Consider the following 26,000-nt stretch of genomic DNA (forward strand, 5'->3'; position numbering starts at 1 on the left):
TGATGGTGAGGTACGAGTATTGACGCCGAAACCGGACGACGCTCCCACCTATCTCGACGGCCAGTTTCTGGTCGCCATGCCGGGAATGACGGATGAGCGCTTTGCCCGCTCCGTCATTTATGTCTGCGCCCATTCCGCCGAAGGCGCGATGGGGATCGTCCTCAATCGGCCTGCCACCAACCTGAACCTTCCAGATCTCCTGGTTCAGCTCGAAATCATTCCCGAACACGAGCGGATCCAATTGCAGCAGCGGGTTGGTCCCGTTCCGGTGTTGATGGGAGGGCCGGTGGAGACGACGCGCGGCTTTGTGCTGCACTCGCCCGATTTTCACATTTCGCAATCGACCCTGCCCATCGACGATCAGGTGTGTCTGACGGCGACCGTCGACATCCTGCGCGCCATCGCCCGCGGGGAGGGGCCTCAGCGGGCCATTTTGGCCCTCGGCTATGCGGGATGGGGCGCGGGGCAACTGGAGCATGAAATTCAGGCCAATGGCTGGCTCAACTGCCCTGCGGACGCGGAACTGATCTTCAGCACCTCGGTCAGTGAGCGCTACGAACTGGCCTTGCGCCTGATCGGTATCGATCCCGGCATGCTCTCCGACCAGGCCGGTCACGCCTGAAGGGCCAATCAGGCTGCCTCGGGCGCCGCGCCGACGAGCTGGCGGGCTTGAAGCATCGACATAGGCTCACCGAAAACCGGTCCTTGTGCGTATTCGCAGCCGAGTTGGTAAAGCTCGATCGCTTCCGACTCCGTCTCCGCGCCTTCAGCGACGATCTCCATGCCAAGTTCGTGCGACATCTTGATAATCGAGCGCAAGATCACCGGCTTGCCCGCCGCCATCTGACGCACAAAAGACTCGTCCACCTTGATTGTGTCGAACGGGAACCGCAGCAGATAGGACAGCGCAGAGTACCCGGTTCCGAAATCGTCGAGCGAGAGGCCTGCTCCGAGGTCGCGCAGGCGAGCGAGCACCTGCGCGGAATATTCCGGATTCTCCATGACCAGGCTCTCAGTCATTTCGATCTTGAGCGAGCCGGGGAGGACACCTGTGCGCGCAATGACGGCTTTCACATCCTGCAAGAGATCGTGCCGCAGCAGATGGTGGCTCGACATGTTGACGCTGGCGAAGATCGGAGGATCGACTTCCAGCGCGCTCTGCCACGCGGCGAGTTCGCGCGCAGTCTGCTCCAGCAGGAAGAAACTCAGATTGACGATGAAGCCTGTCTCTTCGGCCAAGGACATGAAGTCGTCGGGACTCATGCGTCCAAGGCGGGGATGATCCCAGCGCAGCATCGACTCGAAGCCGGCGATGGTCCGGTCCTCCAGCCGCACGATGGGCTTGAACAGAACCTTCATCTCGTTGCGTTCGAGCGAGTGACGAAGATCGGTTTCCATCGTGAAATGATCGCTGCGGTCCGAACGCATGGTAGGCCGGAAAACCTCGATCCTATCGCCGCCATGGCGCTTGGCGTGAGCCATCGCAATTTCCGCATTGCGCAGCACTTCTTCGCGTCGCGCGGCGATTTGCGGATCGTGGAGCGCGAGGCCGATGGAGGGCGTGAGAAAAATCTCGCGCTCCGCATAGGTGATGGGCGTCGTCACGGCGCGGCGGACATGGTCTGCGAAGGCGATGATACGGTCTGTCTCGCGCTCGGAGAGCAGGATGATGGCGAATTCATCACCCGCAATGCGTGCGAGCGTATCCTGCGGCCGCAGCAGGCGCCCCAAGCGGCGCGACAGGGTGAGCAGAATGGAGTCGCCCGCAGCATAGCCGACGGAATCGTTCGTGTTCTTGAACTTGTCGATGTCGATGACGAGCACGGTTGGACGCAGGTTGTCGTCCTGGCTCGCAAAGGTGAGCGCGGCCTCCAGGCGGTCATAGAACAGCTGGCGATTGGGCAGGCTGGTCAGGTTGTCATGCACGGCATCGTGCAGCAGACGCTCTTCCGCGGTCTTCGTATCCGTGACGTCCGACAGCGTTCCGATGATGCGGATCACCTCGCCGTCCGAGCCGATGATGGGGCGGGCCTTGAGGCGGAACCAGTGATGCGCGCCGGAAAGCGAGCGCAGGCGGAAATCCTGAGATAGTCGGCCCCGGCGTTGTTCGATCACCGCATCGAGGGATGCGCGGTAACGATCCTTGTCGAAGGGATGGATCAGGTCGAGCCACGCGGAGGCGGGGCCTTCGAGCGTCCCGCGCTTGAGGCCGAGCTGGTGCTCCACTTCGGGGCTGACGAAGATCTTGTCGGACACCACGTCCCAATCGAACACGATGTCGCCCGCGCCCGCGAGAGCCAGCGCCCTGCGCTCAGTGTCGTTCACGAACCCTTGCGCGAACGCGCCCCCCGCAAAGGCGTGCTGCATCACGGTGAAGCCGATGAGCATGACGATGAGGACGAGGCCGCCGACGAGAGCGGGCGGCACGAGTTCGGAGGTCAGGTGCCCGGTGACGGTAAAGCTTGCGGCCACGACCCATGCGATCAGCAGCAGCCAGGTCGGAACCAGCATGACGGCACGGTCATAGCCGTGGGTCGCCAGATGGATCACAAGGACAAAGCCGATGCCGGCGACCGCCGCGATGGAAACGCGGGCCACGCCCGACGCGACCGGCGGGTCGAAGACGGCGAGCGCCACGAGGGCTCCTAAGAACGACAGCCAGAAGGCCGTCACGTGGCTGTAGCGCACGTGCCAGCGATCGAGGTTCAGATAAGCGAAGAGGAACACCAGCAGGGTTGCCGCCAGCACCGCCTCCGCGCCTGCGCGATAGATCTGCTCGGCGGTTTCGGTGATCGGGAAGATGCGCTGGAAGAAGCCGAAATCAATGCAGGAATAGGCCAAGACCGCCCAGGCCAGCGCCGCCGCCGCTGGGAAGATCAGCGCGCCCTTCACCACGAAGACGATGGTGAGGAAGAGGGCCAAGAGCCCCGCGATGCCGATGATGATGCCCTTGTAGAGCGTCAGTCCGTTGACGCGCTCCTTGTAGGCATCCGCATCCCACAGATGAAGCTGGGGCAGGTTGGCGGATTTGAGCTCCGCAACGAAGGTCACCGTCGTGCCGGGGTCGAGGGTGATGAGAAACATGTCCGATTCGCGGTTCTCATCGTTTTCAGGGCGGATGCCCTGGCTCGCGGTGATGGCGGCGATGCGTGACGAGCCGAGATCGGGCCAGAGCACGCCGGAAGAGGTCAGTCGGAAATGCGGCGCGACCAGCAGGCGGTCGATCTGCTCGTCGGAGTCGTTGGTGAGCGCGAAGACGATCCAATCCGGCCGGGTGCCGGCCTCTCGGGCCTTCACCGCGATGCGGCGGACGATGCCGTCTCGCCCCGGAGCCGTCGAAATGCGGATTTCGTCCCCGTCCGAACGGTAGCGCTCGACCATCGGAGTGAGGTCGATTGCCTTCATCTTGGGGTCGACGCGCACGGACTCGACCGCCCAGCCGCCAGTCGGCCAAGCGAGGCACATGAAGGTCGCCACAAGAGCGGTTATGGCGAAAGAAACGATCCGCAACGCTTCGGTCTTTCGTCCGGCACTAGAACGAGGGAACCGGATTGGTACCGGTCGGAAAGCTTGAGGGCAAGGCGAACTCGGCCGTCGGGCTCGACTTGTCCGCAAGACTCAACGGTTGAGCTTACGTAAGCGGCCATGAGGCCACTTTGCGGCGGGATTGAGGAGACCGGGCTCATGACCTTGCGGCAGAGGTCGTCAGCGGCGCAGGGCGGAGGCAATGGAATCCAGGGCGGGTAGGCCTTTGAGGGGGCCAATCGCCGCCAAGGTCGGCGCCCCCTGCAAAAGACGATGCCCGGCCTCGCGCACCTGATCTGCCGTAACCGCATCGACCTTGCGCACGATTTCGTCGCTCGGGACGATCCGGCCCCAGGAGAGCAACTGGCGGGCGATGCGCTCGATGCGCCCGCCGGGCGTCTCGAGCGCGGTCAGCAGCGCGACCTTCATCTGAGCCTTGGCGCGGACCATTTCGATCTCGCTGATGTCCAGCGTGGCTTGCCGCGTGCAAGCAAGCGTCACGTCCATCAATTCGGCCACGTCGGAGCCGGCCGTTCCAGCGCCGATGCCGAACAGGCCGCAATCGGAGAAGGGCCAGTGGAACGCATCGATGGAATAGGCGAGCCCCCGCTTCTCGCGCACTTCGTGCCAGAGTCGGGAGGTGAGGCCGCCGCCCAGAATATGGGCGAAGAGGTGGGCCGCGTAATAACCGGAATCCTTGAAGGACAGCCCCGGCAGGCCGAGGACGATATTCGCCTGTTCCAGCTTGCGGGACAGGCGCTTCTCGCCGCCGAGATAGAGACCGGGCTCCGGCTCGCGGATGTCCGCTGTGGGCATCGCGCCGAAGAGCCGCTCGGCGGCTTTGACGATCTGGGCATGGTCCACGTCGCCTGCGGCAGCCAGAACCATTTTGCCGGGCACATATTCCCGCGCGAGAAAGGCGCGGATCGTCGCCTCGTCGAAATTCTTGATCGTCTCGGGCGTGCCGAGGATCGGGCGGCCGATGGGCTGGCCGGGATAGGCCATTTCCATAAAGGCGTCGTAGATGAGATCGTCCGGCGTATCCTCGACCGCCGCATGTTCCTGAAGGATCACGCCCTTTTCGCGCGCGAGTTCCGCTGCCTCGAAGGCGGAATGAATCAGGATGTCGCCGAGAACGTCGAGGGCGACATCGATGTTCTCGCCCAGCACGCGGGCGGTGTAGCTCGTGTATTCGACGCTCGTTGCGGCATTGATGTCGCCGCCGACATTCTCGATGTCTTCCGCGATCTGGCGCGCGGAGCGGCGCGCCGTGCCTTTGAAGGCCATGTGCTCGATGAGGTGGGATAGGCCGTGCTCATGAACCATTTCATGGCGCGAGCCCGTGCCGACCCAGACGCCGAGGGTCGCGGTTGCGATTTCCGGCATCCGCTCGGTCGCAACGGTCAGCCCGTTGCCGAGACGCGTGATGTCGATGCGTTTCTCGCGAACGAAATGCTCGTTCATGCAGCCACGCCTTTGACCGCGCGGGCGCGGTCGCGGATGAAGCGCTCGACGGCCGCCTGGTCATTAGGCAGCACGGAGAAGCTTTCCTTGCGCTCCATCAGGTCGGCCATGTGCGCGGGAAGCGCGGGGCGCACGCCCGTGGCCCGTTGAACCGCATCGGGGAATTTGGCCGGATGCGCGGTCGAGAGCGCAATCACCGGGATTTCCGGGCGCTTCTTCAGAAGCGTCCGGCCTGCGCGGGTGCCGACCGCGCTGTGCGGGTCGAGCACATAGCCTGTTGCCTTGTAGGTCTTCGCCATCTCGTCTGCGACATTCGTCTCGTCTATTGCGAGGGCAGAGAACTCGTTGCGAATGCGCGCCAGCGGGCCGGGGTCGATGGTGAAGGATTGCGATTGCGCGAGATTGCCCATCAGGCGGCGGATCGCGGCGCCGTCCCGTCCGTAGGCCTCGAACAACAGCCGCTCGAAATTCGACGAGATCTGAATGTCCATCGAGGGCGACGTCGTGGGCTCGACGCCTTTGATGTCGTAAGCTCCCGTCGCCAGCGTGCGCGCCAGGATGTCGTTGGCATTGGTGCCGATCATCAGGCGCTCGATGGGGAGGCCCATCTGCTTGGCGACCCAGCCCGCGAGAATATCGCCGAAGTTGCCCGTGGGCACGGAGAACGAGACTGGCCGGGAAGGCGAGCCCAGAACGGCGGCGGCGGTGAAGTAATAGACCGCCTGCGCCGCGACGCGGGCCCAGTTGATGGAGTTGACGCCGGAGAGCTGCAACTCGTCGCGGAACCGGGCATGGTTGAACATGCCCTTCACCATGGTCTGGCAATCGTCGAACGTGCCCTCGACCGCCAGCGCATGAACGTTCGGCGAGTCCACCGTCGTCATTTGACGCCGCTGTACGTCGGAGACGCGGCCGTGGGGGTAGAGAATAAAGATGTCGACCTGATCGAGGCCTTTGAAAGCCTCGACCGCCGCGCTGCCGGTATCGCCCGAGGTCGCGCCGACGATGGTCGCCCGCGCCCCGCGTGCCTTCAGGACGTGATCCATCAGACGGCCCAGAAGCTGCATCGCCACGTCCTTGAACGCCAGCGTCGGGCCGTGGAAAAGCTCCAGCACGAAGAGGTTATCGTCGAGCTGGGTCAGGGGACAGACGGCCGAATGCCGGAACGAGGCATAGGCTTCATCAATCATGCGACTGAGATCGGCCTGCGGGATATCGCCATCGACCAGCGGCCCCAGCACGGCTTTGGCCACCTCCGCATAGGGCAACCCGGCGAAGCCCTTGATCGTCTCATGCGGCAGGAACGGCCAGGTTTGCGGCAGATAGAGGCCACCATCCCTGGCGAGGCCGGTCAAAAGGGCATCGGCGAAGCCGAGCGCGGGGGCTTCTCCCCGGGTCGAAACATGCAGCACGTTCGATCTCCTGAAATTCGGGCGGACATTAGGAGCCATGACCGGCCGCGGCAAGTCGCAACCGGTCAAGAGTCTTAGGGTTTCAGGCGCGCCATCGCATAGGCGTCCACGAATGCGCCTTCGCGATAGGCGAAAGCCTTGTGCGTTCCTTCGATCACGAAGCCGTTGCGCTCATAGAGCGCGATGGCAGGCGCGTTGTCGGTGTAGACCGTCAGTTCGACCCGCTTCAGGTCGTGCCAGTCATCGGCGAGGACCAAAATTTCGCGCAGCAGGTGCGAGCCGACACCACGGCCACGATAGTCGTCATGGATCCCCATGCCGAGCATGGCGGCGTGGGCGCGCCGGCCTTGATATCGGCCGAAGCCACCATTCCCGACGATCTTGCCGTCATAAACCACGACGAGGCTCGCATCGGCGACTGATGTTTTACTCTCAATCCACTTTCGCGTTTCCTCGGGTGAGGGGTAGGGCAGGCGGAGCGTCCCCCAGCGATAGCCGGGCAAACTCGCGAGCGCTGCGATTTCCTCGAAGTCTGCCGGCCGAACGGATCGGATTGTCAGATCGCGGGCGTCGATTTTTGAGTTTTGTGTCGGTGGCGTGTCCATGTCGCTCTCCTTGAAGTTATCGGAGGCGAACGGACCTTTGATGAAGCCCTGCTCGTCTCCGCAGGGCTTGGGAAATGCTTACGCTCTTATGCGCGCGCAGCCGCTCCCCCGCACCCTGCAAGGTGCGTGGTGACGTGCATGACGACCATGGTGAGGCGCGTAAGCATGTGTGACATGATACACTCGATGCGCCGAATGGCAACGCTTGCCTCACTTTCGGAGGGCCTGCCCGATGAAGATGACGCGGATCGATTGGATGCTGCTGCCGATCCTTGTCGGCGTACTGGCCCTCGTGGTCTATGGCGCTTTTCTGCTCGGAGGCTTTTTCGGATTGGGGCTTCTGGGCCTGATCATCGGCGTCATCGTCCAGCGGATCGAGCTGGAGAAGGATGGCGCGGTCAGCAATTTCATGACCACGTCGCTTTATGCCGAGCAGATCAAGGCGCAGGAAAGGATGACCCGGGCCGAGAAGGCGGAACTGCGTGCCGAGCAGCAGGCGACGGAGAGGTATCGCTTTGTCGCCAAGGTGGTGAGCGCCGGCCTTGTCATCCTCGGCTTCGGCTTCTTCGCGTTATTTCAGCTCCCCTGAACCGCCTTTGAGCCGCCGCCAGGCAAAGGCGCTGAAAACGCCAATGAGGGTCAGGGCGATCCCGAACCACGTGAAAGCGTATTGCAGGTGGTCGTTGGGCAGGTTGAGCCTGGTCTGCCCACCGCGCGGCCAGTCGCCCGGATTGGGAGTTGCGTCCGCCTCCACATAGAAGGGCGCGGCGCGCTCGAGGTTATAGGCCTTGGCGATGGCTTGCGGATCGCGGGTGAACCAGCTCTGTCGGGCTGGATCGTCCGCCGGGGTAAAGGTGTTGCGAGCCTCGGGCGCGCGCACGAGGCCGACGATGATGGCCTCGTCGGCCGGTTGGCTCTGCGGGCGAGTCGCCGGGGCGCGCAATTCGGTTGGCACGAATCCGCGATTGACCATCACGATCGCTCCGTCGGAAAGCCGGAGCGGGGTCATGAGATAAAAGCCCTGGGCCGGTGCGCCGCGCATGGCCGGGGCGAGACCGTAAACGGGCGTCTCGTACTGATAGAGGAAGGTGCCCTTGATCCTGACCTTCCGGAACTCGTCCTGATCGGGACGCCACGTATTCCAGGTCGTCTCGGGAAGGATCTCGCCCGGCTCGCCATAGGCGCGGGCTTCGATCTGGGCGATGAGGTTTTCCTTCCACGCCTTGCGTTGCAATTGCCAGACGCCGAGCCCGAGGAGGATGGCGAGCGCCACCAGCGTCGCGATGCTGGGCAGAAGGAGCGAACCTCGGGAGGAAAGGGACGCGTTGGTCACTTCTGAAGACGCCCTTCCTCGGCCTTGTGATGATATTGAAGCGCTACAAGCACGCCCTTGAGCGGACGCACCAGTGCGAGGCTCAAGATCCCGGTCAGGCTGAACCACATCACGAGGTGCAGCCACAGAGGCGGCTCGTAGGTGAATTCGACCCACAGGGCGAGTGCGACCACGACGAAGCCGACAATCGACATGACGAAGAACGCCGGGCCGTCTCCCGAATCCGCGAAGGAGTAATCGAGGTCGCAAACCTCGCAGGCGGGGCGCATGGTCAGGTAGCCCTGAAACATATGACCCTTTCCGCAGCGCGGGCAGCGGCCCATGAGGCCGGTGATGATGGGAGAGGGTGCGGAGTGGTCTTGCGCCAAGATTGCGCCTCCAATGGGCTTCCCGTCACGGAAGCGTTGCCGGAGAAATAAGTTCGGCAGCCGGAAAAACGAAGGGCGGCCTAAAGCCGCCCCTGTTTGATCGATTGGTTGGAGCGGCGCTAGTGACCGCCCGCTACGTGTCCGCCGAAGCCCCACACATAGATAGCGGCGAACAGGAACAGCCACACGACGTCGACGAAGTGCCAGTACCAGGCCGCGAATTCGAAGCCGAGGTGCTGCTTCGGCGTGAAGTCGCCGCGGTAGGTGCGCAGCAGGCAGACGGCCAGGAAGATCGTGCCGATGATGACGTGCGCGCCGTGGAAGCCGGTCGCCATGAAGAAGGTGGCGCCGTAGATGTTGCCCTTAAAGCCGAAGGCGGCGTGGCTGTACTCGTAGCCCTGGAGCGTGGTGAAGATCATGCCCAGGATGACCGTGAGCCACAGGCCGGCCTTGAGGCCGTTGCGGTCGTTCTGGAGGAGCGCGTAATGCGCCCAGGTGACCGTGGTACCCGAGGTGAGCAGGATCAGGGTGTTGAGCAGGGGCAGGTGCCAGGGATCGAAGGTCTCGATGCCCTTCGGGGGCCACACGCCGCCGAGCGCTTCCGTGCGGGCGTACTGGATGGCCTCGTGCGGGAACAGAGCGACGTCGAAATAGGCCCAGAACCAGGCGACGAAGAACATCACCTCGGAGGCGATGAACATCATCATGCCGTAGCGGTGATGGAGCTGCACGACGCGAGTGTGCGAATGGCCGTCATTGGCCTCGCGAATCACGTCGCTCCACCAGCTGATCATGGTGTAGAGCACGCCGATGATGCCCGCGCCGAACACATAGGCGCCGAGATGCATCCCGCCGATTTGGACGTCCTTCCACCAGGTGACGAAGCCGGAGGCCATCAGGAAGGCGCTGAAAGCGCCAACGAGCGGCCACGGGCTCGGGTCGACAAGGTGATAATCGTGATGTTTGGCGTGGGCCTCGGCCATTCGTGTCGTCTCCGTGCCTCGAAGGTGTCTCGCTTTAAGACGTTTCTGTCTAGCTTGTCACGTCCGTTATTGAACGAGGGGTTTTGTGGATGTCCCCACCTCTGCGACCGGCTTGCCCCCCTTCGAGGGGAAGTAGGTGTAGGAGAGGGTGATGGAATTGATGTTCTTGATGTCAGAATCCTCGACGAGGCGGGGATCGACGTAGAAAACAACGGCCGATTCCAGCGTCTCGCCGGGCTTCAAGATCTGCTCGGTGAAGCAGAAGCATTCGAGCTTTGAGAAATAGGAGCCCGCAAGGTCCGGCTGGACATTGTAGGTGGCGATGCCGGTGGTCGGCTTGTCGCCCACATTCGTGACTTTGTAGAGAACGGTGGTCGTCTCGCCGAGCTTCACCTTCACCTCGGGGGTTTCAGGTGCAAACTGCCATCGGAGGCCGGGAGAAACGTTGGCGTCGAAACGAACCGCGATGGTTCGGTTCATGACGCTGGAATCGTTGGCGTCGCGGACGATAGGGGTGCCGCCGAAGCCGGTGACCTTGCAGAACAGGTCATAGAGCGGCACGGAAGCGTAAGCCGCGCCCACCATGCCCACGACGATGCCGACACACCCGAGAACAGTGCGGCGTATCTTGCGGTCGAGTTCCGGAGTGGTGCTCATCTCAGCCTCACAGCGGGCGGTTCAGGACGCCAGGTCCGAGTTTGGCGATGGTGACCACATAGAACAGCAAGACTAGCGCGCCCAGAGCCAGGCCCAGAGCGACCGAGCGCCGGCGACGGCGCTTCTGCTCCTCAGGGGTCAGGTGGGGAAGAGGGTTCTGCTCCATCGGATCACCCGAAAACCGGCCGGAAGAGGCCAAAACCATGCTCCGCGAGAAGGGTCGCGAAAAGCAGGAAGAGGTAAAGGATCGAGAAGGCGAAAAGCTGCTGCGCCACCCGCATGGCCGGCTCACCCTCGCGGAGGCGATAGACTTGAACGGCAAGCGCCAGCATGCCTAGCCCGCCAATCGTCGCGATGGCGGCATAGGCAAGACCGCCGAAGCCGAAAGCGACAGGCGCAAGGCCGAGCGGGGCCAGGAAAACCGTGTAGGCCAGGATCTGGCGACGGGTCGAATCGGGACCGGCGACGTTCGGCATCATCGGAATGCCAGCGCGCGCGTAATCGCTCGACTTGACCAGGGCCAGCGCCCAGAAATGCGGCGGTGTCCAGATGAAGATGATCGCGAAAAGGATCAGACTTTCCCAGCCCACGTGGCCGGCAACGGCGGCCTGCGCGACGACGGGGGGCAGGGCGCCCGCTGCGCCGCCGATGACGATGTTCTGCGGCGTCGTGCGCTTCAGCCACATAGAATAGATGACGGCGTAGAAGACGATGGTGAAGGCCAGAAGCCCGGCGGCGAGCCAGTTGCTCACGAGCCCCAGCACGATGACCGAACCGGCTGACAGGGTCAGGCCGAAAGCCAGTGCCTCACCCGGTGCGATCTTGCCGGCGGGGATCGGACGCTTGCGGGTGCGGGTCATGACGGCGTCGATATCCGCATCCCACCACATGTTCAGGCAGCCGGAGGCTCCAGCCCCGATGGCGATCATGAGCAGCGAGGCGAAGGCGACCACAGGGTGAATCGTCGGGTGCACGACGACCATGCCGACGAGCGCCGTGAACACGACCAGAAACATCACCCGCGGCTTCAGCAGGGCGAAGAAGTCTGACACGTCGCCCTGCGACAGCCCCACCGTCACGGTGGGCTCGCTGCGAGTGTCGGTCAAACTGTTGGATGCACTGGTCATACTGGTGATCTTTCGACGCGCCCAAGCCGGAGCTTAAGAGCCTTTCGACAGTCAACTCCTCGCCGGAAGGCTTCGCTCGGAAGCCCTCGGGGGAGGAGCGGGCGGCTCGCGCCGCCCGTCCGAAATTTAGTGGCTCGAATCCGCCGCGATGCGCGGCAGGGTTTCGAACTGGTGGAACGGAGGCGGCGAGGGCAGCGTCCATTCCAGCGTCGTCGCGCCTTCGCCCCACGGGTTTCCAGCGGCCTTCTCCTTGCGGACGAAGGCGTAGATCACGCCGAAGATGAAGACGAGCAGGCCGAACGCGAAGATGTAAGAGCCGATCGAGGACACCTTGTTCCAGCCGGCGAAGGCATCCGGATAGTCGGCATAACGACGCGGCATGCCGGAGAGGCCGAGGAAGTGCATCGGGAAGAACAGCACGTTGGAGCCGATGAAGGCGATCCAGAAGTGCAGCTTGCCGATCCATTCCGGCATCACGTAGCCGGTGATCTTCGGGAACCAGTAGTACATGCCGGCGAAGATCACGAAGACCGCGCCGAGCGACAGCACGTAGTGGAAGTGGGCCACCACGTAGTAGGTGTCGTGCATGTAGCGGTCGACGCCTGCGTTCGCGAGCACGACACCGGTGACGCCGCCGACCGTGAACAGGAAGACGAAGCCGACGGCCCAGTGCATGGCCGCGGTGAAGCGGATCGAGCCGCCCCACATGGTCGCGATCCACGAGAAGATCTTCACGCCCGTCGGCACCGCGATCACCATGGTGGCGAATACGAAATAGGCTTGCGTCTGGAGCGAGAGACCAACCGTGTACATGTGGTGCGCCCACACGACGAAGCCGACGACGCCGATGGCCACCATGGCGTAGGCCATGCCGAGATAACCGAAGATCGGCTTCTTGGAGAAGGTCGAGATGATGTGGCTGACGATGCCGAAGGCCGGCAGGATCATGATGTAAACTTCGGGGTGACCGAAGAACCAGAACAGGTGCTGGTAGAGCACCGGGTCGCCACCGCCCGACGGATCGAAGAAGGTGGTGCCGAAGTTACGATCCGTCAGCAGCATGGTGATCGCGCCCGCGAGAACCGGCAGCGAGAGCAGCAGCAGGAACGCGGTGACGAGCATCGCCCAGGCGAAGAGCGGCATCTTGTGCAGCGTCATGCCCGGAGCGCGCATGTTGAGGATCGTGGTGATGAAGTTGATCGCGCCCAGGATCGAGGCCGCACCGGCGAGGTGCAGGGCGAGAATGCCGAAGTCGAGCGCCGGGCCGGGATGGCCGGAGACCGACAACGGAGGATAGACCGTCCAGCCGCCGCCGAAGCCGAGCGAGCCGGGCGCGCCTTCCACGAAGAGCGAGCAGATCAGCAGGCCGAAAGCCGCCACCGTGAGCCAGAACGAAATGTTGTTCATGCGCGGGAAGGCCATGTCCGGCGCGCCGATCATCAGCGGGACGAACCAGTTGCCGAAACCGCCGATGAGGGTGGGCATCACCATGAAGAACACCATGATGAGACCGTGGCCCGTCACGAAGACGTTGAAAGCCTGCGGGTTCGAGAAATACTGCAGGCCCGGCTCCTGAAGCTCGAGACGCATTGCGATCGAGAGGAACGCACCGACGAGACCGGCCGTGAAGCCGAAGATGAAGTAGAGCGTACCGATGTCCTTGTGGTTCGTGGAATAGAACCACCGCCGCCAGAAGGTCGGATGATCGTGGTGATCCGCATGAGCGGCATCAGCTGCATTTGCCATGATGAGACCTCTATGGTCCTTCGTTCTGAAATTACTGAGCGTTGGCGAGCTTGATCGGAGCAGAGACGTCGATCGAAGCGTACTTCTTCTTCGCGTCAGCCAGCCAGGCGGCATATTGCTGCTCGCTCACGACACGGATCGTGATCGGCATATAGGGGTGGCCGTTGCCGCAGAGTTCCGAGCACTGGCCGTGATAGACGCCTTCCTGCTCGGCCTTGAACCAAGACTCGTTCAGGCGGCCGGGGATGGCGTCGATCTTCACGCCGAAGGACGGCATGGCGAACGAATGCAGGACGTCGGCCGCGGTGACCTGGACCTTCACGACCTTGTTCACGGGAACGACCATCTCGTTGTCGACGGTCAGAAGCTTCGGGTGGCCGGGCTTCAGGTCCTTGGTCTCGACCATGTTCGAATCGAACTTGAAGCCGCCACCCTGGTCGGCCGGGTACTCGTAGCCCCAGTACCAGGCATAGCCGGTGACCTTCACCACCATGTCAGCGGGAGGCGTGACGAGCTGGAGACGTAGAAGACGGAAGGAGGGGATCGCAATCGCGACCAGAATCAGCACCGGGACGATGGTCCAGACGACCTCGAGCAGGGTGTTGTGGGTGGTCCTCGACGGAGTCGGGTTCTTCTTCTCGTTGAAGCGGGCGACGATGATGAGGATCAGAGCGAGCACGAAAACGCAGATCGCGGTGATCAGCCAGACCAGGTAGGTGTGGAAGGTGGACAAATCACGCCCCACCTCCGTCACCATGCCTTGCATGGAGTATTCCCATGGGGAAGGTGCGCCGGTACCCGCGGCCGCCTCACTTATGCCCAACACAAGTGCGACCGCCGCCGTCGAGAGGGCAGTCACCGATCGAAGTCCTGAGGTCTCGATCCGCATCGGTGTTCCAAGCTCCTAAACATAGTGATGGCCCATAAGGGGCCACGAAAGCATCGGGGAGGGCGGGGACGTGCAAAAAGCGGCGCCCGGCCTGCGCCATCACCTTTGATCTGCGTCTATGACCACAGGACGCGCATAAGCGCAACGGTGCAAGCGTTGCTATTTGTGCGTCATAACCGCCAAAGAGCAAATTCCGTTCCTAGATTGCGTCCCCTCGCTTGACATTGCGGCCCCAGCCATGGTCCGAACGGGCAAAAGCCGGGCCGGCAGGAACCGCCGCCGGCGTTCAGAAAACGGAGATTCCGATGGGCGTGTCACGATGGGTCCGCTGCGCAGCCGCCGCATTCGTCGGATTGGCGGCCTGGTCCGTCGCGGACGGGGCCAATGCGCAGGGCATGGTGAAAAGCACCTACGGTGACTGGCAAATGCGCTGCGAGACCCCTGCCGGGGCGACCGCCGAGCAATGCGCCCTGGTGCAGAACGTCGTGGCGGAGGACCGCCCGAACGTCACTCTCGTCATTATTGTGTTGAAAACCGCGGACAGCAAAAGCAAGCTTCTGCGTATCGTCGCGCCGCTGGGTATCCTTCTGCCGTCGGGGCTTGGCCTCAAGATCGACCAGACGGATATCGGCCGCGCCGGTTTCGTCCGCTGCCTGTCCACCGGCTGCGTCGCGGAAGTCGTGATGGAGGACAGTCTGATCTCGCAGCTGAAAAGCGGGCAGGCGGCCACCTTCATCGTCTTCCAGACTCCTGAGGAGGGCATCGGCATTCCGGTGTCGTTGAACGGTTTCGGAGCCGGGTTCGACGCGTTGCCTTGATTGATCATAAGGAAGCTCGCAAGAGCGACCAATTGGGGGATCTCATGGGAAATGGATTGCGCGCTAAGGCCGGTTTGGCCCTCGCAACACTCGGCCTGACAGCGCTTGCGGGCTGCGGAGCGCCAGGTGAGAGCGGCACGCTCGGCAATATGGTCCTTTTCGCCGGACCGACCGTGCCACCGCCGCAGAAGGCTGCCGTCGAGGACGTCTATTGCCCGCCCGTCGATATTGTCGACGGCGGCTCCGCCATTCAGGCCTTTGCGGGCGGTCGCGTGGGAGACACGGGCGGTCTGCGCAGCCAGATCGCCATCAGCCAGCTCGCGCGCGAATGCACGGGCCGCCCGGACGGCACGACCGTGGTCAAGGTCGGCGTGGAGGGGCGGGCGCTTCTCGGCGTCGGCGGCGGCGCCGGGCGTTATGACGTGCCGGTCCACATCGTGGTCAAGCGCGGCTCGACGGTCATCGCGAACCGCTCGAAGCAGGTCGCTGTGGCGATCCCCGCCGGCGACAACCAGGCGACCTTTGCCGTTGTCGAGGAGGGGATCGTCGTCCCATCCTCGGACGTCAACAGTTTCGAGATTGAGGTTGGTCTCGGGGGCCAGAAAGCCGCGACTGGCCGCCGTCGCGGCTAAGCTTCTTGCCGGGCCGGGAGGCCCGGTCTCATCTTAGTGCAGGGTCTCGCCCGTTCCGCGTCCGAGCGGCGCGGCGAGTACCTTGTCGATGCGCCGCCCGTCCAGATCCACCACTTCGAAACGCCAGCCGAGGGTGTCCACGTGCTCGCCCGTATTGGGCAGACGCTGGATTTCGCTGATCACCAAGCCGCCGACCGTGTGGTAGTTGCGATTCTCGGGCAACGAAACCCCTAAGACCTCCGCCATTTCGTCAACGGCCATAGAGCCTGACAGCAGCCATGAGCCGTCGTCGCGGCGCACCGCGTCCGGCTCCTGTGTCTCGGCGTCCGAGCGGAACGCGCCGACGATAGCCTCAAGCGCGTCGGCGGGCGTCACGACTCCTTCGAAATGGCCGTATTCGTCGTGGACGAGCGCCATAGGCACCTCGGCGTTGCGCAGCGCCGCCAGGGCATCGAGCGCATCGAGCGTGTCGGGAATAATGGGGGCGGACCGCACGTATTTGCGGACATCGAGGGACTGACCTTCAAGCAATGCCGCCAGCAAGTCCCGCGATTGCACGACGCCAATCATGTTGTCCGAGGCGCCCTCGCTCACTGGCAGGCGTGAATGGGCGGTCTCGATGAGGATCTTGCGGATGGTTTCGATGTCGTCTTCGAGATCGATCCAGTCCACGTCAGTGCGGGGAGTCATGACGCCGCGGACTGGCCTGTCCCCGAGGCGAAGCACGCCCGAGATCATGCGCCGCTCCTCCTCCTCGATCACGCCGGCGCTCTCCGCTTCCCCGACGAGGTGCTTGAGCTCCTCTTCGGTGACGGCGCTTTCGACGTCGGACGACGCGCCCAGCAGGCGGAAGATGAGGCGGGTCGAGGCATTGAGCAGCCACACCGCCGGGGCGGCGACCTTCGACATCACCGCCATCAGCGGGGCGACGAAGCAGGCGATGCCCTCGGCATTACGCAGGGCAAGCTGCTTGGGCACCAGTTCGCCGATCACGATGGACAGGTAGGTGATGAGGCCGATCACGACGCCGTAGCCGACGGGCTCGGCCGCGCCGCGAGGCATCCCCTCCGCGGCCAGGATCTCCGTCAGCTTTTCGCCAAGAGCCGCGCCCGAAAAGGCACCGGCCAGGATGCCGACGAGGGTAATGCCGATCTGGACAGTGGAGAGGAACCGGCCCGGATCCTCCATGAGGGAGAGCGCCGTATTGGCGCCTCGGCGGCCCTGCTCGGCCATCACCTTCAGGCGAGGGCGGCGGGCTGAGACGATGGCAAGTTCGGAAAGAGCGAAGACGCCGTTGAGGGCGACGAGAACGAGAGCGATGACCAGTTCGAGCAACGATGTCAGGAGCTGCCGACCGGTCTGGCCGCGCTTCTCCCCTTCTGTGAAAAGATGCTGCTATACATGGAGCTTCTCGGGCTTGGCGTCAATTAAGGCGTGAAGAGGCCGCTTGCGGTGGCCTGTTTTGTTGACAGGGAGGCGATTCATCGCCAGAGGTTGAGGCTGCCGATGATCCCCGCGGAAGAGACCGGCCCGAAAGGGTCGGCGCCGAAGGCGCAACCGCCCCGGAAACGCTCAGGCAAAAGGACCGCGCGGGAGCTGGCACTCTGGAAAGTGGTGACGTCGCAAGGCGTCGCCCACCGACGGGCGTAACCTTCGCTTTTCGACTGCAGCGCAAGGGAAATCTCTCAGGTCTCGGGACAGAGGGGGCGCGAACGGGCCGTGAAGGCCTGACGAAACGCGCGCCTTTTGAGGGAACCGATGGCCGAACAAGCCCATTCCGACGAGCCTCTTCTCGTCACTCCGCTCCACGCCGAACACGTGAGCCTCGGCGCCCGCATGGTGCCCTTCGCGGGCTATGACATGCCGGTGCAATACCCCACCGGCATCATGACCGAGCACAACTGGACCCGCGAGCATGCGGGCCTGTTCGATGTCTCGCATATGGGCCAGGCACTTCTGGTGGGACCGGATCACGAGACCACCGCCAAGGCTCTCGAAGCGCTGGTTCCCGCCGATATCGTGAATCTCAAGCCCGGCCAGCAGCGCTATTCGCAGCTTCTGAGCGACGATGGCGGCATTCTCGACGACCTCATGGTGACCCGCTCGGCCGATCCGGCTGACGACGGCAAGCTGATCCTCGTCGTCAACGCCTCCATGAAGGAGGCCGATTACGCCCACATGCAGGCGCGTCTGCCCGCCAATGTGAAGCTCGTGCGTGCCGACGACCGCGCTCTTCTTGCCATCCAGGGGCCGAAGGCCGCTGAGGTGGTGGCGCGTCTTGCGCCCGACACCGCCGACATGGCCTTCATGGCGGTCAAGGCGACGAAGGTGGCGGGGCTCGACGTGCATCTGTCGCGCTCCGGCTATACGGGGGAGGACGGCTATGAGATTTCCGTGAAGGACAAGGACGCGGTCGCGCTGTGGCGCGCGCTCCTCGCCGACCCGGAAGTGAAGGCCATCGGTCTTGGTGCGCGCGACTCGCTGCGCCTCGAAGCAGGCCTTTGCCTCTATGGCCATGACATCGACACCACCACTTCGCCCATCGAGGGCGGCCTGATCTGGTCGATCCAGAAGCGCCGTCGCGAGGAAGGCGGTTTCCCTGGTGCGGCGCGCATCCAGCGTGAGATCAAGGAAGGCGCTTCGCGCGTTCGCGTCGGCCTCAAGCCCGAAGGACGCGCTCCGGCGCGCGAGGGCACCGTGATCACGACGCCCGATGGCCGCGAGGTCGGCATCGTGACGTCCGGCGGCTTCGGCCCGACGGTCAACGGTCCGGTCGCCATGGGTTATGTTTCAAAGGACGTTTCCGCTGTCGGAACGGACCTTCATCTTGTGGTTCGCGGCAAGCCGATTCCGGCGAAAGTCGCGGCCATGCCGTTTGCACCACATCGCTATAAGCGTTGAACCTCAGGGGGATCTCACAATGACCACGCGTTACACCAAGGATCACGAATACATCCGCGTCGAGGGCGACTCCGGCGTCGTCGGCATTTCCGACTACGCCCAGAGCGCGCTCGGAGACGTCGTGTTCGTCGAGCTGCCGGCCGTCGGCAAGACGCTTGCCAAGGGCGCTGAAGCCGCCGTCGTCGAAAGCGTGAAGGCCGCGAGCGAAGTTTATGCGCCGGTTTCCGGCGAAGTGGTCGAGGTCAACAGCGTCCTTGAAGACGCCCCCGGCACCGTGAACGAGGATGCCGCCGGTCGCGGCTGGTTCCTCAAGCTGCGCCTCACCAACCCGAGCGAACTCGACGGTCTGATGACCGAAGAGCAGTACCAGGAATTCGTGAAGTCGATTTCCTAAAGGCGAAAGCGATGTCGCACGAATACGAAGCAACGGTGACCTGGACCCGCGAGGGAAGACCTTTCGCGGGCGGCGATTACAGCCGCGGCCATCGTTGGCGTTTCGATTGCGGCATTGAGGTCGCGGCGTCGGCATCACCCTCGGTGGTGCCGCTGCCGTTTTCGCGCGAGGACGCGGTCGATCCCGAGGAAGCATTCATTGCGGCTATTGCAAGCTGCCACATGCTCACCTTCCTCGGCATTGCAGCGAAGAAGCGCTATGTGATCGACAGCTACGACGACCGCGCGGTCGGCGTAATGACGCCGAACGCCAAGGGCAAGCCTTTCGTCTCGAAAGTCACCCTCGATCCGGTCATCGAATTCTCCGGCGACAAGCGCCCGACGGCGCAGCAGATCGCCGAGCTTCATCATCTTGCTCACCAGGAATGCTTCATCGCGAATTCCGTGCTCACGGAAGTCGTGGTGGCGGGCATTGAAAGCCACTAACGCAGAAGGCAAAACCGATGCGCTATCTTCCTCTCTCTGATACCGACCGCGGCGAGATGCTCGCGCGGGTCGGCGTCAAATCGGTCGACGATCTCTTCGCCGACATCCCCAAGGACAAGCTTCTGAAAGCGCCTGTCGACCTGCCGCGCCGCAAGGGCGAGCTGGAAGTCGAGCGCGTTCTCTCCCGCATGTCGTCGAAGAATATCGCCGCATCGAGCGCGCCGTTCTTTGTGGGCGCCGGTTCCTACAAGCACCATGTGCCCGCGACCGTGGATCACCTGATCCAGCGCTCCGAGTTCTTGACCAGCTACACGCCGTACCAGCCGGAAATCGCGCAAGGCACGCTGCAATATCTCTTCGAGTTCCAGACTCAGGTGGCCGCGCTCACCGGCATGGAGGTGGCGAACGCCTCCATGTATGACGGCTCCACCGGCACGGGCGAAGCGGTGCTGATGGCGCATCGCGTCACCAAGCGCCGCAAGGCGGTTCTCTCTGGCGGTCTACATCCGCACTACGTCGATGTGGTGCAGACGCTGTCGAAGATGGCGAGCGACGAAGTCGTCGCCCTGAAGGCCGATGTCGCCGGCACCGAAGACATTCTCTCGCAGATCGACGACAGTGTGTCCTGCGTCGTCGTGCAGTCGCCGGATGTGTTCGGCAACGTGCGCGATTTGAAGCCCATCGCGGAAAAGGCGCACAAGCATGGCGCGCTGCTGATCGCGGTGTTCACGGAAGTCGTGTCGCTCGGCCTCCTGCAATCGCCGGGAAGCCAGGATGCGGACATCGTCGTCGGCGAAGGCCAGTCCATCGGCAACGCGCTGAATTTCGGCGGGCCGTATGTCGGCCTCTTCGCCGCGAAGTCGAAATACATCCGCCAGATGCCGGGCCGCCTCTGCGGCGAGACGGTGGACGCGGACGGCAATCGCGGTTTCGTGCTGACGCTTTCGACCCGTGAACAGCACATCCGCCGTGACAAGGCGACCTCGAACATCTGCACCAATTCGGGCCTCTGCTGCCTAGCCTTCACCATTCACATGTCGCTGCTCGGCGAAACCGGGGTCAAGCGCCTCGCCCGCGTCAACCATGCGAACGCGATCAAGCTCGCCGATGCACTTGCCGGTGTGAAGGGCGCGGAAGTGCTCAACAAGACGTTCTTCAACGAGTTCACCGTGAAGCTTGCAAAGCCCGCGGCGGAGGTCGTGGAGCGTCTGGCGGAGAAGGGCATTCTCGCGGGCGTGCCGGTGTCGCGTCTTCTGCCGAAGGCAGGACTCGACAACCTGCTCGTCATCGCCTCGACCGAAGTGAACACCGATGAAGATCGCGCGGCCCTTGTCGCCGCCTTGAAGGAGGTTCTGTGATGTTGAACCGTCAGGGACGCCCCACCGCAGCCGGTGAAGCCGGCACCAACGAGCATCCGACCTTCACCGGCAACAAGGCGCTGGCGCAGGTAGAGCCTTTGATCTTCGAGATCGGCCGTCTCGACGTGACCGGCGTCGATCTCGACGAGCCCGCCGCCTTCACGCCGCGCCTCGGCGGTCAGGAGCGCAAGGACGCCATCAACCTTCCCGGCCTCTCCGAGCCGGAGGCGATGCGCCACTACGTGCGCCTGAGCCAGATGAACTACGGCATCGACACGGGCCTCTTCCCGCTCGGTTCCTGCACCATGAAGCACAATGCGCGGCTCAACGAGCGCATGGCCCGCTTGCCGGGCTTCTCGGACGTGCATCCGCTGCAGCCGGTTTCCACCGTGCAGGGTGCGCTCGAGCTCATGAAGGAGCTTGCGCATTACCTCATGACGCTTACCGGCACGAAGGCGGTTTCGCTGTCACCGAAGGCGGGCGCGCATGGTGAGCTTTGCGGCATGATGGCGATCAAGGCAGCCATCGAGGCCAAGGGCGAGGGCAAGACCCGCAATGTGGTGCTCGTGCCCGAATCCGCGCACGGCACGAACCCCGCCACGGCTGCGCTCATCGGCTTCGTCGTGAAGCCGGTGCCCGCGCGTGACGACGGCTGGGTGCATGTGGACGACGTGAAGAAGCTTTTGGGGCCCGACGTCGCCGCGATCATGCTGACGAACCCGAACACTTGCGGACTCTTCGAGCCGCAGGTGGTGGAAATCGCCAAGGCGCTTCACGATGCCGGCGCGTACTTCTATTGCGATGGCGCGAACTTTAACGCCATCGTCGGAAAGGCGCGTCCTGGCGATCTCGGCATCGACGCCATGCACATCAACCTGCACAAGACCTTCTCGACGCCGCATGGCGGCGGTGGTCCCGGTGCTGGTCCGGTGGTGCTCTCAGATCGTCTCGCACCTTTCGCGCCTGTGCCGTTCGTGCGCGAGGGCAAGAAGGGTCTCGAACTCGTCGAGCATGAGAGCGATGCGGCAGAAAAGCCGTTCGGCCGCATGACCGCGTTCCACGGCCAGATGGGCATGTATGTGCGCGCGCTCGCTTACATGCTGTCGCATGGCGCCGACGGCATGAAGCAGGCTTCCGAAGATGCGGTGCTGAACGCCAACTACATCCGCGCTGGTCTGTCCGACCTGCTCTCGCTGCCTTTCGGCGACAAGCCGTGCATGCACGAAGTGCTGTTCGACGATGCGTGGCTGAAGGACTCGGGCGTTACGACGCTCGATTTCGCAAAGGCCATGATCGACGAGGGCTATCACCCGATGACCATGTACTTCCCGCTGGTGGTACACGGCGCGATGTTGATCGAGCCGACGGAATCGGAATCGAAGTCGTCGCTGGATCTCTTCATCGCTACCCTGCGCGATCTCGCCATGGCTGCGACTTCCGGCAACGACAAGAGCCGCTTCACCGGCGCGCCCTATCACTCGCCCCGTCGCCGCCTGGACGAAACCCGCGCCGCGCGCTCGCCGGTTCTCAAGTGGACGCCTCCGGCTCCGATTGCGGAAGCGGCGGAGTAAGAGCAAAAGCCGAACGCAAAATGGCCGGGCATGTCCCGGCCATTTTTATTTTGGGCGAACTCAATTGCGAGAGCGCGCCGCCTATAGGCGCGATACGCGTCCTACAGCGCTCTCCAGATCTCGCATGTGTTCGATAATATCGAGCGCGCCCGCGTCACGAAGACGGTCGGCGTGTCCTTCTCTGCAATGGCCGCCGCCGGTAAAGCCGATGACGCGCATTCCTGCGGCTCGCGCACCCGTCACACCGGCGGGTGAATCCTCGATCACGATGCATTCCTGAGGATGTGCGTTCATCCGCGCCGCCGCATGAAGGAAAAGATCCGGTGCAGGTTTGCCGCGCTTCACCTCGACCGCGCTGAACACGCTTTGGAAGAGATCGTCGAGGCCCGTGATTCTCAACGACAGTGCGATGCGGTCGGGCGTCGAAGACGATGCGACGCAGCGTGGATGGGGGAGGGAGAGAATGGCGTCGCGAACGCTGGTGATCGGCTGCAAATCCGTCTCGAAGCGCGCGAAGAGAATTTCATTCGCCCTTGCGCTGAAATCCGGCGGGAGAGGTCGCCCATGATCACCCTCGATCTGCCGGATTGCGTCCGCCAAGCTCTTGCCGACGAACTCGCGCAGAATGTCGTCGAGCGTGTAGGGAAAGCCGAGTTCGGTCAGGAACTCTGCATCGACCTGACAGGCCAAAAGTTCGGAATCGACGAGCACGCCGTCGCAGTCGAAAATCAGCAGCATGGCTTCACATCATCCCAACAAAAAAGCCGCCTCGAAAGGCGGCTTTTGAATTTCGGTCCGGAGCAAGCCGCTTATTGCAGCTTCGAGCGCACGTCGCCGAGGCTCTTGCTCACGAGCGCGGCAGCGGCCGAGCCGGTGATCTCGTTCTTCAGCACGTGCTCGGAGGCCTTCACGGCGGCGTCGACCGCAGCGGCGCGGACTTCGGCGGAAGCCTGAGCCTCGGCCTGCGCGATCTTCGCTTCGGCGGAGGCGGTGCGGCGCTTCACGAAATCGGCGAGCTTCTCCTGCGCGTCGCGGGCGAGGCGCTCGGCCTCTTCCTTGGCGGCAGAAACGATCTCGGCGGCTTCGCGCTCGGCGGCCTGGCGTTTGGCTTCGAACTCCTTCAGGAGCTTTTCTGCGTCCTGGCGCAGGCGGCTGGCCTCCGCGAGTTCATCGGCGATCCGCTTTCCGCGGGAATCGAGTGAGCTCAGGATTTTCCCGGGCACGCCCTTGTAGAACAGGATGCCCCAGAAGATGACGAAGGCGACGGCGACCCAGAATTCAGCGCTCTTAAGCATCTTGGATCTCCTTAAGCCTTGGATTGGTCGAGGGCGGCTTCCACCGTCTGGGGAGCCGGAGCCTTGCCGGTCAGACGCTCAACGATGGCTGTCGCCGTCTCGTGAGCGATGCCGCGCACATTGGACATGGCCGCAGTCTTCTTCTGAGCGATGGTCGCCTCAAAATCGGCTAGGCGCTTGGCGAGGTCCGCCTCAAGCGTCTTGCGCTTGGCGTCGGTCTCGGTCGCAGCCTTGGCGCGGGCGTCCTGTGCGAGGCTCTGGGCGCGACCCTTGGCCTCGGCGAGAGCCTTCTCGTAAGCGGCACCGGCCTCTTCCGCGCGGGACTTCATGGCAGCCGCCTCGTCGAGATCGCCGGCGATGGTCACGCGACGGTTCTCGATGATGCCCGACAGGCGGGGCAGCACCAATTTCGAAATGAGAGTGTAGAGCAGCACGAAGGTGATCGTCAGCCAGATGACCTGACCGGCGAAGGTTTCCGTCTTGAACGGCGGAAAGCCGACGTCTTCGTGAGCGCCGCCATGCGCTTCCGTGGTGGCATGGGTCGTCTGAGCAGCCTGAGCCATTGAGCTGATCCTGAGAGGATTCGTGAATCCTAGAAACAATGAATGACGGCGGTGGACCCGCCGTCACCTTTTGTCGAAGCGAAGCGCGTAATGCGCTTCGCCCTCCCGATCACCGATGTGTCTTAGGTGAAGAGCAGGACGAGGGCGACGACGAGGCAGAAGATGCCGAGACCTTCCGCGAGCGCCGCGCCGATGAAGGCGCGAGCGAACTGGCCGTCGGCAGCCGACGGGTTGCGCAGAGCACCCGAGAGGAAGTTACCGAAAATGTTGCCGACGCCCATAGCGGCGAGGCCCATGCCGATGCAGGCAAGGCCCGCGCCGAGGTATTTGAAAGCAATCGGATCCATCGTGATCTCCTTGAGAGGGGTGTTGACCGGGAGGGGAGGGGTTAACTCAGCGCTGACCTAGTGGCCCGGGTGCAGTGCGTCGTTGAGGTAGATGCAGGTCAACACCGTGAAGACGTAGGCCTGCAAAGCGGCGACGAGGAACTCGAGCGCCATGAGAGCGACCGCCATGAGGAGCGGAAGCGGAGCGAGGATCGAAATCATTCCGCCAGCGCCCAGAAGCGCGACGACGAAGCCCGCGAAAACCTTCAACGCGATATGCCCCGCGAGCATGTTTGCGAAAAGACGCAAGCTCAGCGAAATCGGCCGCGAGAGGAAGGAGATCAGCTCGATCACGACGATGAAGGGCAGAAGCCAGGCCGGCACGCCCGACGGCACGAAGAGGCCGAGGAAATGGGTGCCGTGCTTGACGAAGCCGTAGACGACCACGGTGCCGATGACGAGGATCGCCAGCGAGAAGGTAACGATGACTTGGCTCGTGACCGTGTAGAAGCCCGGGATCATGCCGAGCAGATTGGCGGTCAGCACGAACATGAAGAGCGAGAAGACGAGCGGGAAAAACTTCATTCCCTCGACGCCTGCGGCGTCTCTCAATGTCCCGGCGACGAAATCATGCAGAACTTCCGCGACCGACTGGGCGCGGCCCGGAACGACGGCGCGCTTGCGGGTGGCAAGCAGGAGGCCGCCGACGATGACCGCCACGGCGCCGACCATGAACAGCGATGAATTCGTGAAATTGATGGCAGGAATGATGGGCTTGATCTGGAATTGCTCGATCGGGCTCGCCATGATCCGCTCTTAAATATCGCTGTTGTCTATCGCCGTACGGCGGGTGGATTCGAGTACATCACTGCTTTTGATCATACCGGGCGCCTTTCAGCAGCCCTGCAGCTCGTAGGAGATTGAGCATCCCGGCGCAGAAGCCGAGCATGAGGCAGATGATGAGCCCCCAGGGAGAGACGCCGAACAGCCGGTCGACGAGCCACCCGACGATTCCACCGGCAACAACACCGGAAACGAACTCCGCCGAGAGCCGGAAGGCCTGGCCGAGTGCGTTCGAATCCGATGTCGAACGAGCGGGCGATCCCGTTGTCTTGCTGCGCTGCGCAGTGGCTTGATCCAGCTGCGCATCGAGAGATTTCAGTCTCGCTTTCAGGTTAGCATCGTCGGAGCTGGACGGTTCCTTGCCGTTTTCATCACTCCGCTTCGTGGGATCCGCCATGGCGTTCTCCTTATCAAAGCAGTGCGGGAAAAAGTCTTGGATTCCCGGCCCCGAAAGCCGCGCGAAACATATGGGCGAGGGTCCCCCCTGTCAAGGACCGTCAAGAAAGAGTTAAGTATTTGATTTATAAGAAGAAAGTGCCTTTTGCGGCAGCTCTGTGCGAAATCGCCCATGTTTTTGGGGCCGAACTATGACCGAGCGCTGAAAGCCGACGCCCCCGATCATGCCGGATTGAGGCCGATTCCGACCGGTCTTCAGGAGCTTGATCATGTCCCCTTGAAACATGATCAAGCTCCTGATTCCTTATT

28 protein-coding genes and 1 riboswitch are annotated in these 26,000 nt (G+C 63.1%); of the genes, 9 read left to right on the forward strand and 19 right to left on the reverse strand.

Features of this window, described 5'->3' with window-relative positions:
• Nucleotides 1–19: 19 nt before the first annotated feature.
• Nucleotides 20–622 (forward strand): YqgE/AlgH family protein, encoded by a 603-nt coding sequence (locus tag HB375_RS08690; RefSeq protein ID WP_281409338.1) that lies wholly within the window; start codon nt 20–22, stop codon nt 620–622.
• 8 nt (nt 623–630) lie between these two features.
• Here the strand turns inward: HB375_RS08690 and HB375_RS08695 are convergent, their stop codons facing one another.
• From HB375_RS08695 to HB375_RS08710, 4 genes are all read right to left on the reverse strand, one after another.
• Nucleotides 631–3,465, reverse strand: a complete 2,835-nt coding sequence (locus HB375_RS08695) for an EAL domain-containing protein (RefSeq protein WP_167672611.1) — start codon at nt 3,463–3,465, stop codon at nt 631–633.
• Nucleotides 3,466–3,705: 240 nt separating this feature from the next.
• Nucleotides 3,706–4,989 carry a M16 family metallopeptidase gene (locus HB375_RS08700; RefSeq protein ID WP_167672612.1) on the reverse strand — a complete coding sequence of 428 codons (1,284 nt, stop codon included), beginning with the start codon at nt 4,987–4,989 and terminating at the stop codon, nt 3,706–3,708.
• A complete protein-coding gene (gene thrC / locus HB375_RS08705; RefSeq protein ID WP_167672613.1) occupies nt 4,986–6,401 on the reverse strand; it encodes a threonine synthase in 1,416 nt (471 codons plus the stop codon). The genes HB375_RS08700 and thrC overlap by 4 nt, the downstream gene beginning before the upstream one ends.
• 74 nt (nt 6,402–6,475) lie before the next feature.
• Complete coding sequence (locus HB375_RS08710; protein WP_167672614.1) at nt 6,476–7,006, reverse strand: GNAT family N-acetyltransferase; 531 nt, start codon at nt 7,004–7,006, stop codon at nt 6,476–6,478.
• Between the two features lie 232 nt (nt 7,007–7,238).
• Here HB375_RS08710 and HB375_RS08715 point away from each other — a divergent pair, with 232 nt between their 5' ends.
• Entirely contained in the window at nt 7,239–7,595 is a 357-nt protein-coding gene (locus HB375_RS08715; protein ID WP_167672615.1) for a hypothetical protein, read from the forward strand.
• On the opposite strand, the gene HB375_RS08720 is transcribed toward HB375_RS08715, so the two are convergent.
• The 8 genes from HB375_RS08720 to coxB form a co-directional block, all read right to left on the reverse strand.
• Nucleotides 7,578–8,339, reverse strand: a complete 762-nt coding sequence (locus tag HB375_RS08720; RefSeq protein ID WP_167672616.1) for an SURF1 family cytochrome oxidase biogenesis protein — start codon at nt 8,337–8,339, stop codon at nt 7,578–7,580. The two genes, HB375_RS08715 and HB375_RS08720, sit on opposite strands and share 18 nt — an antisense overlap.
• Entirely contained in the window at nt 8,336–8,662 is a 327-nt protein-coding gene (locus tag HB375_RS08725; RefSeq protein WP_167673237.1) for a DUF983 domain-containing protein, read from the reverse strand. Before HB375_RS08725 ends, HB375_RS08720 begins: the two co-directional genes overlap by 4 nt.
• A gap of 164 nt (nt 8,663–8,826) precedes the next feature.
• Nucleotides 8,827–9,690, reverse strand: coding sequence for a cytochrome c oxidase subunit 3 (locus tag HB375_RS08730; RefSeq protein WP_167672617.1), 864 nt, complete (start codon nt 9,688–9,690; stop codon nt 8,827–8,829).
• 66 nt (nt 9,691–9,756) lie between these two features.
• Nucleotides 9,757–10,347, reverse strand: a complete 591-nt coding sequence (locus HB375_RS08735; RefSeq protein WP_167672618.1) for a cytochrome c oxidase assembly protein — start codon at nt 10,345–10,347, stop codon at nt 9,757–9,759.
• Between the two features lie 7 nt (nt 10,348–10,354).
• Entirely contained in the window at nt 10,355–10,513 is a 159-nt protein-coding gene (locus HB375_RS08740; protein WP_167672619.1) for a hypothetical protein, read from the reverse strand.
• Nucleotides 10,514–10,517: 4 nt separating this feature from the next.
• Complete coding sequence (locus HB375_RS08745; protein WP_167672620.1) at nt 10,518–11,474, reverse strand: heme o synthase; 957 nt, start codon at nt 11,472–11,474, stop codon at nt 10,518–10,520.
• A 126-nt stretch (nt 11,475–11,600) separates the two neighbouring features.
• Nucleotides 11,601–13,220 carry a cytochrome c oxidase subunit I gene (gene ctaD, locus HB375_RS08750; protein ID WP_167672621.1) on the reverse strand — a complete coding sequence of 540 codons (1,620 nt, stop codon included), beginning with the start codon at nt 13,218–13,220 and terminating at the stop codon, nt 11,601–11,603.
• 31 nt (nt 13,221–13,251) lie between these two features.
• Nucleotides 13,252–14,109 carry a cytochrome c oxidase subunit II gene (gene coxB, locus HB375_RS08755; protein ID WP_167672622.1) on the reverse strand — a complete coding sequence of 286 codons (858 nt, stop codon included), beginning with the start codon at nt 14,107–14,109 and terminating at the stop codon, nt 13,252–13,254.
• A 305-nt stretch (nt 14,110–14,414) separates the two neighbouring features.
• Between coxB and HB375_RS08760 the strand changes: the two genes are divergently transcribed.
• Both HB375_RS08760 and HB375_RS08765 read left to right on the forward strand, forming a co-directional pair.
• Nucleotides 14,415–14,927 (forward strand): invasion associated locus B family protein, encoded by a 513-nt coding sequence (locus HB375_RS08760; RefSeq protein WP_167672623.1) that lies wholly within the window; start codon nt 14,415–14,417, stop codon nt 14,925–14,927.
• Nucleotides 14,928–14,983: 56 nt separating this feature from the next.
• Nucleotides 14,984–15,559 carry a hypothetical protein gene (locus tag HB375_RS08765; RefSeq protein WP_167672624.1) on the forward strand — a complete coding sequence of 192 codons (576 nt, stop codon included), beginning with the start codon at nt 14,984–14,986 and terminating at the stop codon, nt 15,557–15,559.
• A 33-nt stretch (nt 15,560–15,592) separates the two neighbouring features.
• Here HB375_RS08765 and HB375_RS08770 read toward each other — a convergent pair whose 3' ends face one another.
• The gene (locus tag HB375_RS08770; protein ID WP_167672625.1) at nt 15,593–16,894 is read right to left on the reverse strand and encodes a hemolysin family protein; all 1,302 of its coding nucleotides are present in this window, start codon (nt 16,892–16,894) and stop codon (nt 15,593–15,595) included.
• Nucleotides 16,895–17,065: 171 nt separating this feature from the next.
• A riboswitch (glycine riboswitch) is annotated at nt 17,066–17,157 on the forward strand.
• Between the two features lie 160 nt (nt 17,158–17,317).
• On the opposite strand from HB375_RS08770, the gene gcvT reads away from it, so the two are divergent.
• From gcvT to gcvPB, 5 genes are read left to right on the forward strand one after another with little or no spacing between them, the layout of a single operon-like run.
• Nucleotides 17,318–18,460, forward strand: coding sequence for a glycine cleavage system aminomethyltransferase GcvT (gene gcvT, locus HB375_RS08775; protein ID WP_167672626.1), 1,143 nt, complete (start codon nt 17,318–17,320; stop codon nt 18,458–18,460).
• A 19-nt stretch (nt 18,461–18,479) separates the two neighbouring features.
• Complete coding sequence (gcvH, locus tag HB375_RS08780) at nt 18,480–18,854, forward strand: glycine cleavage system protein GcvH (RefSeq protein ID WP_167672627.1); 375 nt, start codon at nt 18,480–18,482, stop codon at nt 18,852–18,854.
• An 11-nt stretch (nt 18,855–18,865) separates the two neighbouring features.
• Complete coding sequence (locus HB375_RS08785) at nt 18,866–19,339, forward strand: OsmC family protein (RefSeq protein WP_167672628.1); 474 nt, start codon at nt 18,866–18,868, stop codon at nt 19,337–19,339.
• Between the two features lie 17 nt (nt 19,340–19,356).
• Complete coding sequence (gcvPA, locus tag HB375_RS08790) at nt 19,357–20,697, forward strand: aminomethyl-transferring glycine dehydrogenase subunit GcvPA (protein WP_167672629.1); 1,341 nt, start codon at nt 19,357–19,359, stop codon at nt 20,695–20,697.
• Entirely contained in the window at nt 20,697–22,268 is a 1,572-nt protein-coding gene (gcvPB, locus tag HB375_RS08795; RefSeq protein WP_167672630.1) for an aminomethyl-transferring glycine dehydrogenase subunit GcvPB, read from the forward strand. The genes gcvPA and gcvPB overlap by 1 nt, the downstream gene beginning before the upstream one ends.
• Before the next feature lie 81 nt (nt 22,269–22,349).
• On the opposite strand, the gene HB375_RS08800 is transcribed toward gcvPB, so the two are convergent.
• The 6 genes from HB375_RS08800 to HB375_RS08825 form a co-directional block, all read right to left on the reverse strand.
• Nucleotides 22,350–23,006, reverse strand: a complete 657-nt coding sequence (locus tag HB375_RS08800) for an HAD family hydrolase (protein ID WP_167672631.1) — start codon at nt 23,004–23,006, stop codon at nt 22,350–22,352.
• A 71-nt stretch (nt 23,007–23,077) separates the two neighbouring features.
• Nucleotides 23,078–23,563: a F0F1 ATP synthase subunit B family protein gene (locus tag HB375_RS08805; protein ID WP_167672632.1), complete on the reverse strand. Its 486-nt coding sequence runs from the start codon at nt 23,561–23,563 to the stop codon at nt 23,078–23,080.
• 11 nt (nt 23,564–23,574) lie between these two features.
• Nucleotides 23,575–24,126 (reverse strand): F0F1 ATP synthase subunit B family protein, encoded by a 552-nt coding sequence (locus HB375_RS08810; protein WP_167672633.1) that lies wholly within the window; start codon nt 24,124–24,126, stop codon nt 23,575–23,577.
• A 122-nt stretch (nt 24,127–24,248) separates the two neighbouring features.
• Nucleotides 24,249–24,473: a F0F1 ATP synthase subunit C gene (locus HB375_RS08815; RefSeq protein WP_099508815.1), complete on the reverse strand. Its 225-nt coding sequence runs from the start codon at nt 24,471–24,473 to the stop codon at nt 24,249–24,251.
• A 57-nt stretch (nt 24,474–24,530) separates the two neighbouring features.
• Nucleotides 24,531–25,259 (reverse strand): F0F1 ATP synthase subunit A, encoded by a 729-nt coding sequence (locus tag HB375_RS08820; RefSeq protein ID WP_167672634.1) that lies wholly within the window; start codon nt 25,257–25,259, stop codon nt 24,531–24,533.
• A gap of 58 nt (nt 25,260–25,317) precedes the next feature.
• Nucleotides 25,318–25,692, reverse strand: a complete 375-nt coding sequence (locus tag HB375_RS08825) for an AtpZ/AtpI family protein (protein ID WP_167672635.1) — start codon at nt 25,690–25,692, stop codon at nt 25,318–25,320.
• Nucleotides 25,693–26,000 lie beyond the last annotated feature (308 nt).

Source organism: Microvirga terricola (genome assembly GCF_011777495.1).
Lineage (GTDB): Bacteria > Pseudomonadota > Alphaproteobacteria > Rhizobiales > Beijerinckiaceae > Microvirga > Microvirga terricola.

Excerpts from the sequence above, each read along its gene's own strand:
- HB375_RS08695 (WP_167672611.1), bottom strand. The coding sequence starts at position 3,465 with ATGTGCCTCGCTTGGCCGACTGGCGGCTGGGCGGTCGAGTCCGTGCGC.
- HB375_RS08700 (WP_167672612.1), bottom strand. The coding sequence starts at position 4,989 with ATGAACGAGCATTTCGTTCGCGAGAAACGCATCGACATCACGCGTCTC.
- HB375_RS08710 (WP_167672614.1), bottom strand. The coding sequence starts at position 7,006 with ATGGACACGCCACCGACACAAAACTCAAAAATCGACGCCCGCGATCTG.
- HB375_RS08715 (WP_167672615.1), top strand. The coding sequence starts at position 7,239 with ATGAAGATGACGCGGATCGATTGGATGCTGCTGCCGATCCTTGTCGGC.
- HB375_RS08725 (WP_167673237.1), bottom strand. The coding sequence starts at position 8,662 with ATGGGCCGCTGCCCGCGCTGCGGAAAGGGTCATATGTTTCAGGGCTAC.
- HB375_RS08730 (WP_167672617.1), bottom strand. The coding sequence starts at position 9,690 with ATGGCCGAGGCCCACGCCAAACATCACGATTATCACCTTGTCGACCCG.
- HB375_RS08735 (WP_167672618.1), bottom strand. The coding sequence starts at position 10,347 with ATGAGCACCACTCCGGAACTCGACCGCAAGATACGCCGCACTGTTCTC.
- HB375_RS08740 (WP_167672619.1), bottom strand. The coding sequence starts at position 10,513 with ATGGAGCAGAACCCTCTTCCCCACCTGACCCCTGAGGAGCAGAAGCGC.
- HB375_RS08745 (WP_167672620.1), bottom strand. The coding sequence starts at position 11,474 with ATGACCAGTGCATCCAACAGTTTGACCGACACTCGCAGCGAGCCCACC.
- ctaD (WP_167672621.1), bottom strand. The coding sequence starts at position 13,220 with ATGGCAAATGCAGCTGATGCCGCTCATGCGGATCACCACGATCATCCG.
- coxB (WP_167672622.1), bottom strand. The coding sequence starts at position 14,109 with ATGCGGATCGAGACCTCAGGACTTCGATCGGTGACTGCCCTCTCGACG.
- HB375_RS08760 (WP_167672623.1), top strand. The coding sequence starts at position 14,415 with ATGGGCGTGTCACGATGGGTCCGCTGCGCAGCCGCCGCATTCGTCGGA.
- gcvT (WP_167672626.1), top strand. The coding sequence starts at position 17,318 with ATGGCCGAACAAGCCCATTCCGACGAGCCTCTTCTCGTCACTCCGCTC.
- gcvH (WP_167672627.1), top strand. The coding sequence starts at position 18,480 with ATGACCACGCGTTACACCAAGGATCACGAATACATCCGCGTCGAGGGC.
- HB375_RS08785 (WP_167672628.1), top strand. The coding sequence starts at position 18,866 with ATGTCGCACGAATACGAAGCAACGGTGACCTGGACCCGCGAGGGAAGA.
- gcvPA (WP_167672629.1), top strand. The coding sequence starts at position 19,357 with ATGCGCTATCTTCCTCTCTCTGATACCGACCGCGGCGAGATGCTCGCG.
- gcvPB (WP_167672630.1), top strand. The coding sequence starts at position 20,697 with ATGTTGAACCGTCAGGGACGCCCCACCGCAGCCGGTGAAGCCGGCACC.
- HB375_RS08800 (WP_167672631.1), bottom strand. The coding sequence starts at position 23,006 with ATGCTGCTGATTTTCGACTGCGACGGCGTGCTCGTCGATTCCGAACTT.
- HB375_RS08805 (WP_167672632.1), bottom strand. The coding sequence starts at position 23,563 with ATGCTTAAGAGCGCTGAATTCTGGGTCGCCGTCGCCTTCGTCATCTTC.
- HB375_RS08810 (WP_167672633.1), bottom strand. The coding sequence starts at position 24,126 with ATGGCTCAGGCTGCTCAGACGACCCATGCCACCACGGAAGCGCATGGC.
- HB375_RS08815 (WP_099508815.1), bottom strand. The coding sequence starts at position 24,473 with ATGGATCCGATTGCTTTCAAATACCTCGGCGCGGGCCTTGCCTGCATC.
- HB375_RS08820 (WP_167672634.1), bottom strand. The coding sequence starts at position 25,259 with ATGGCGAGCCCGATCGAGCAATTCCAGATCAAGCCCATCATTCCTGCC.
- HB375_RS08825 (WP_167672635.1), bottom strand. The coding sequence starts at position 25,692 with ATGGCGGATCCCACGAAGCGGAGTGATGAAAACGGCAAGGAACCGTCC.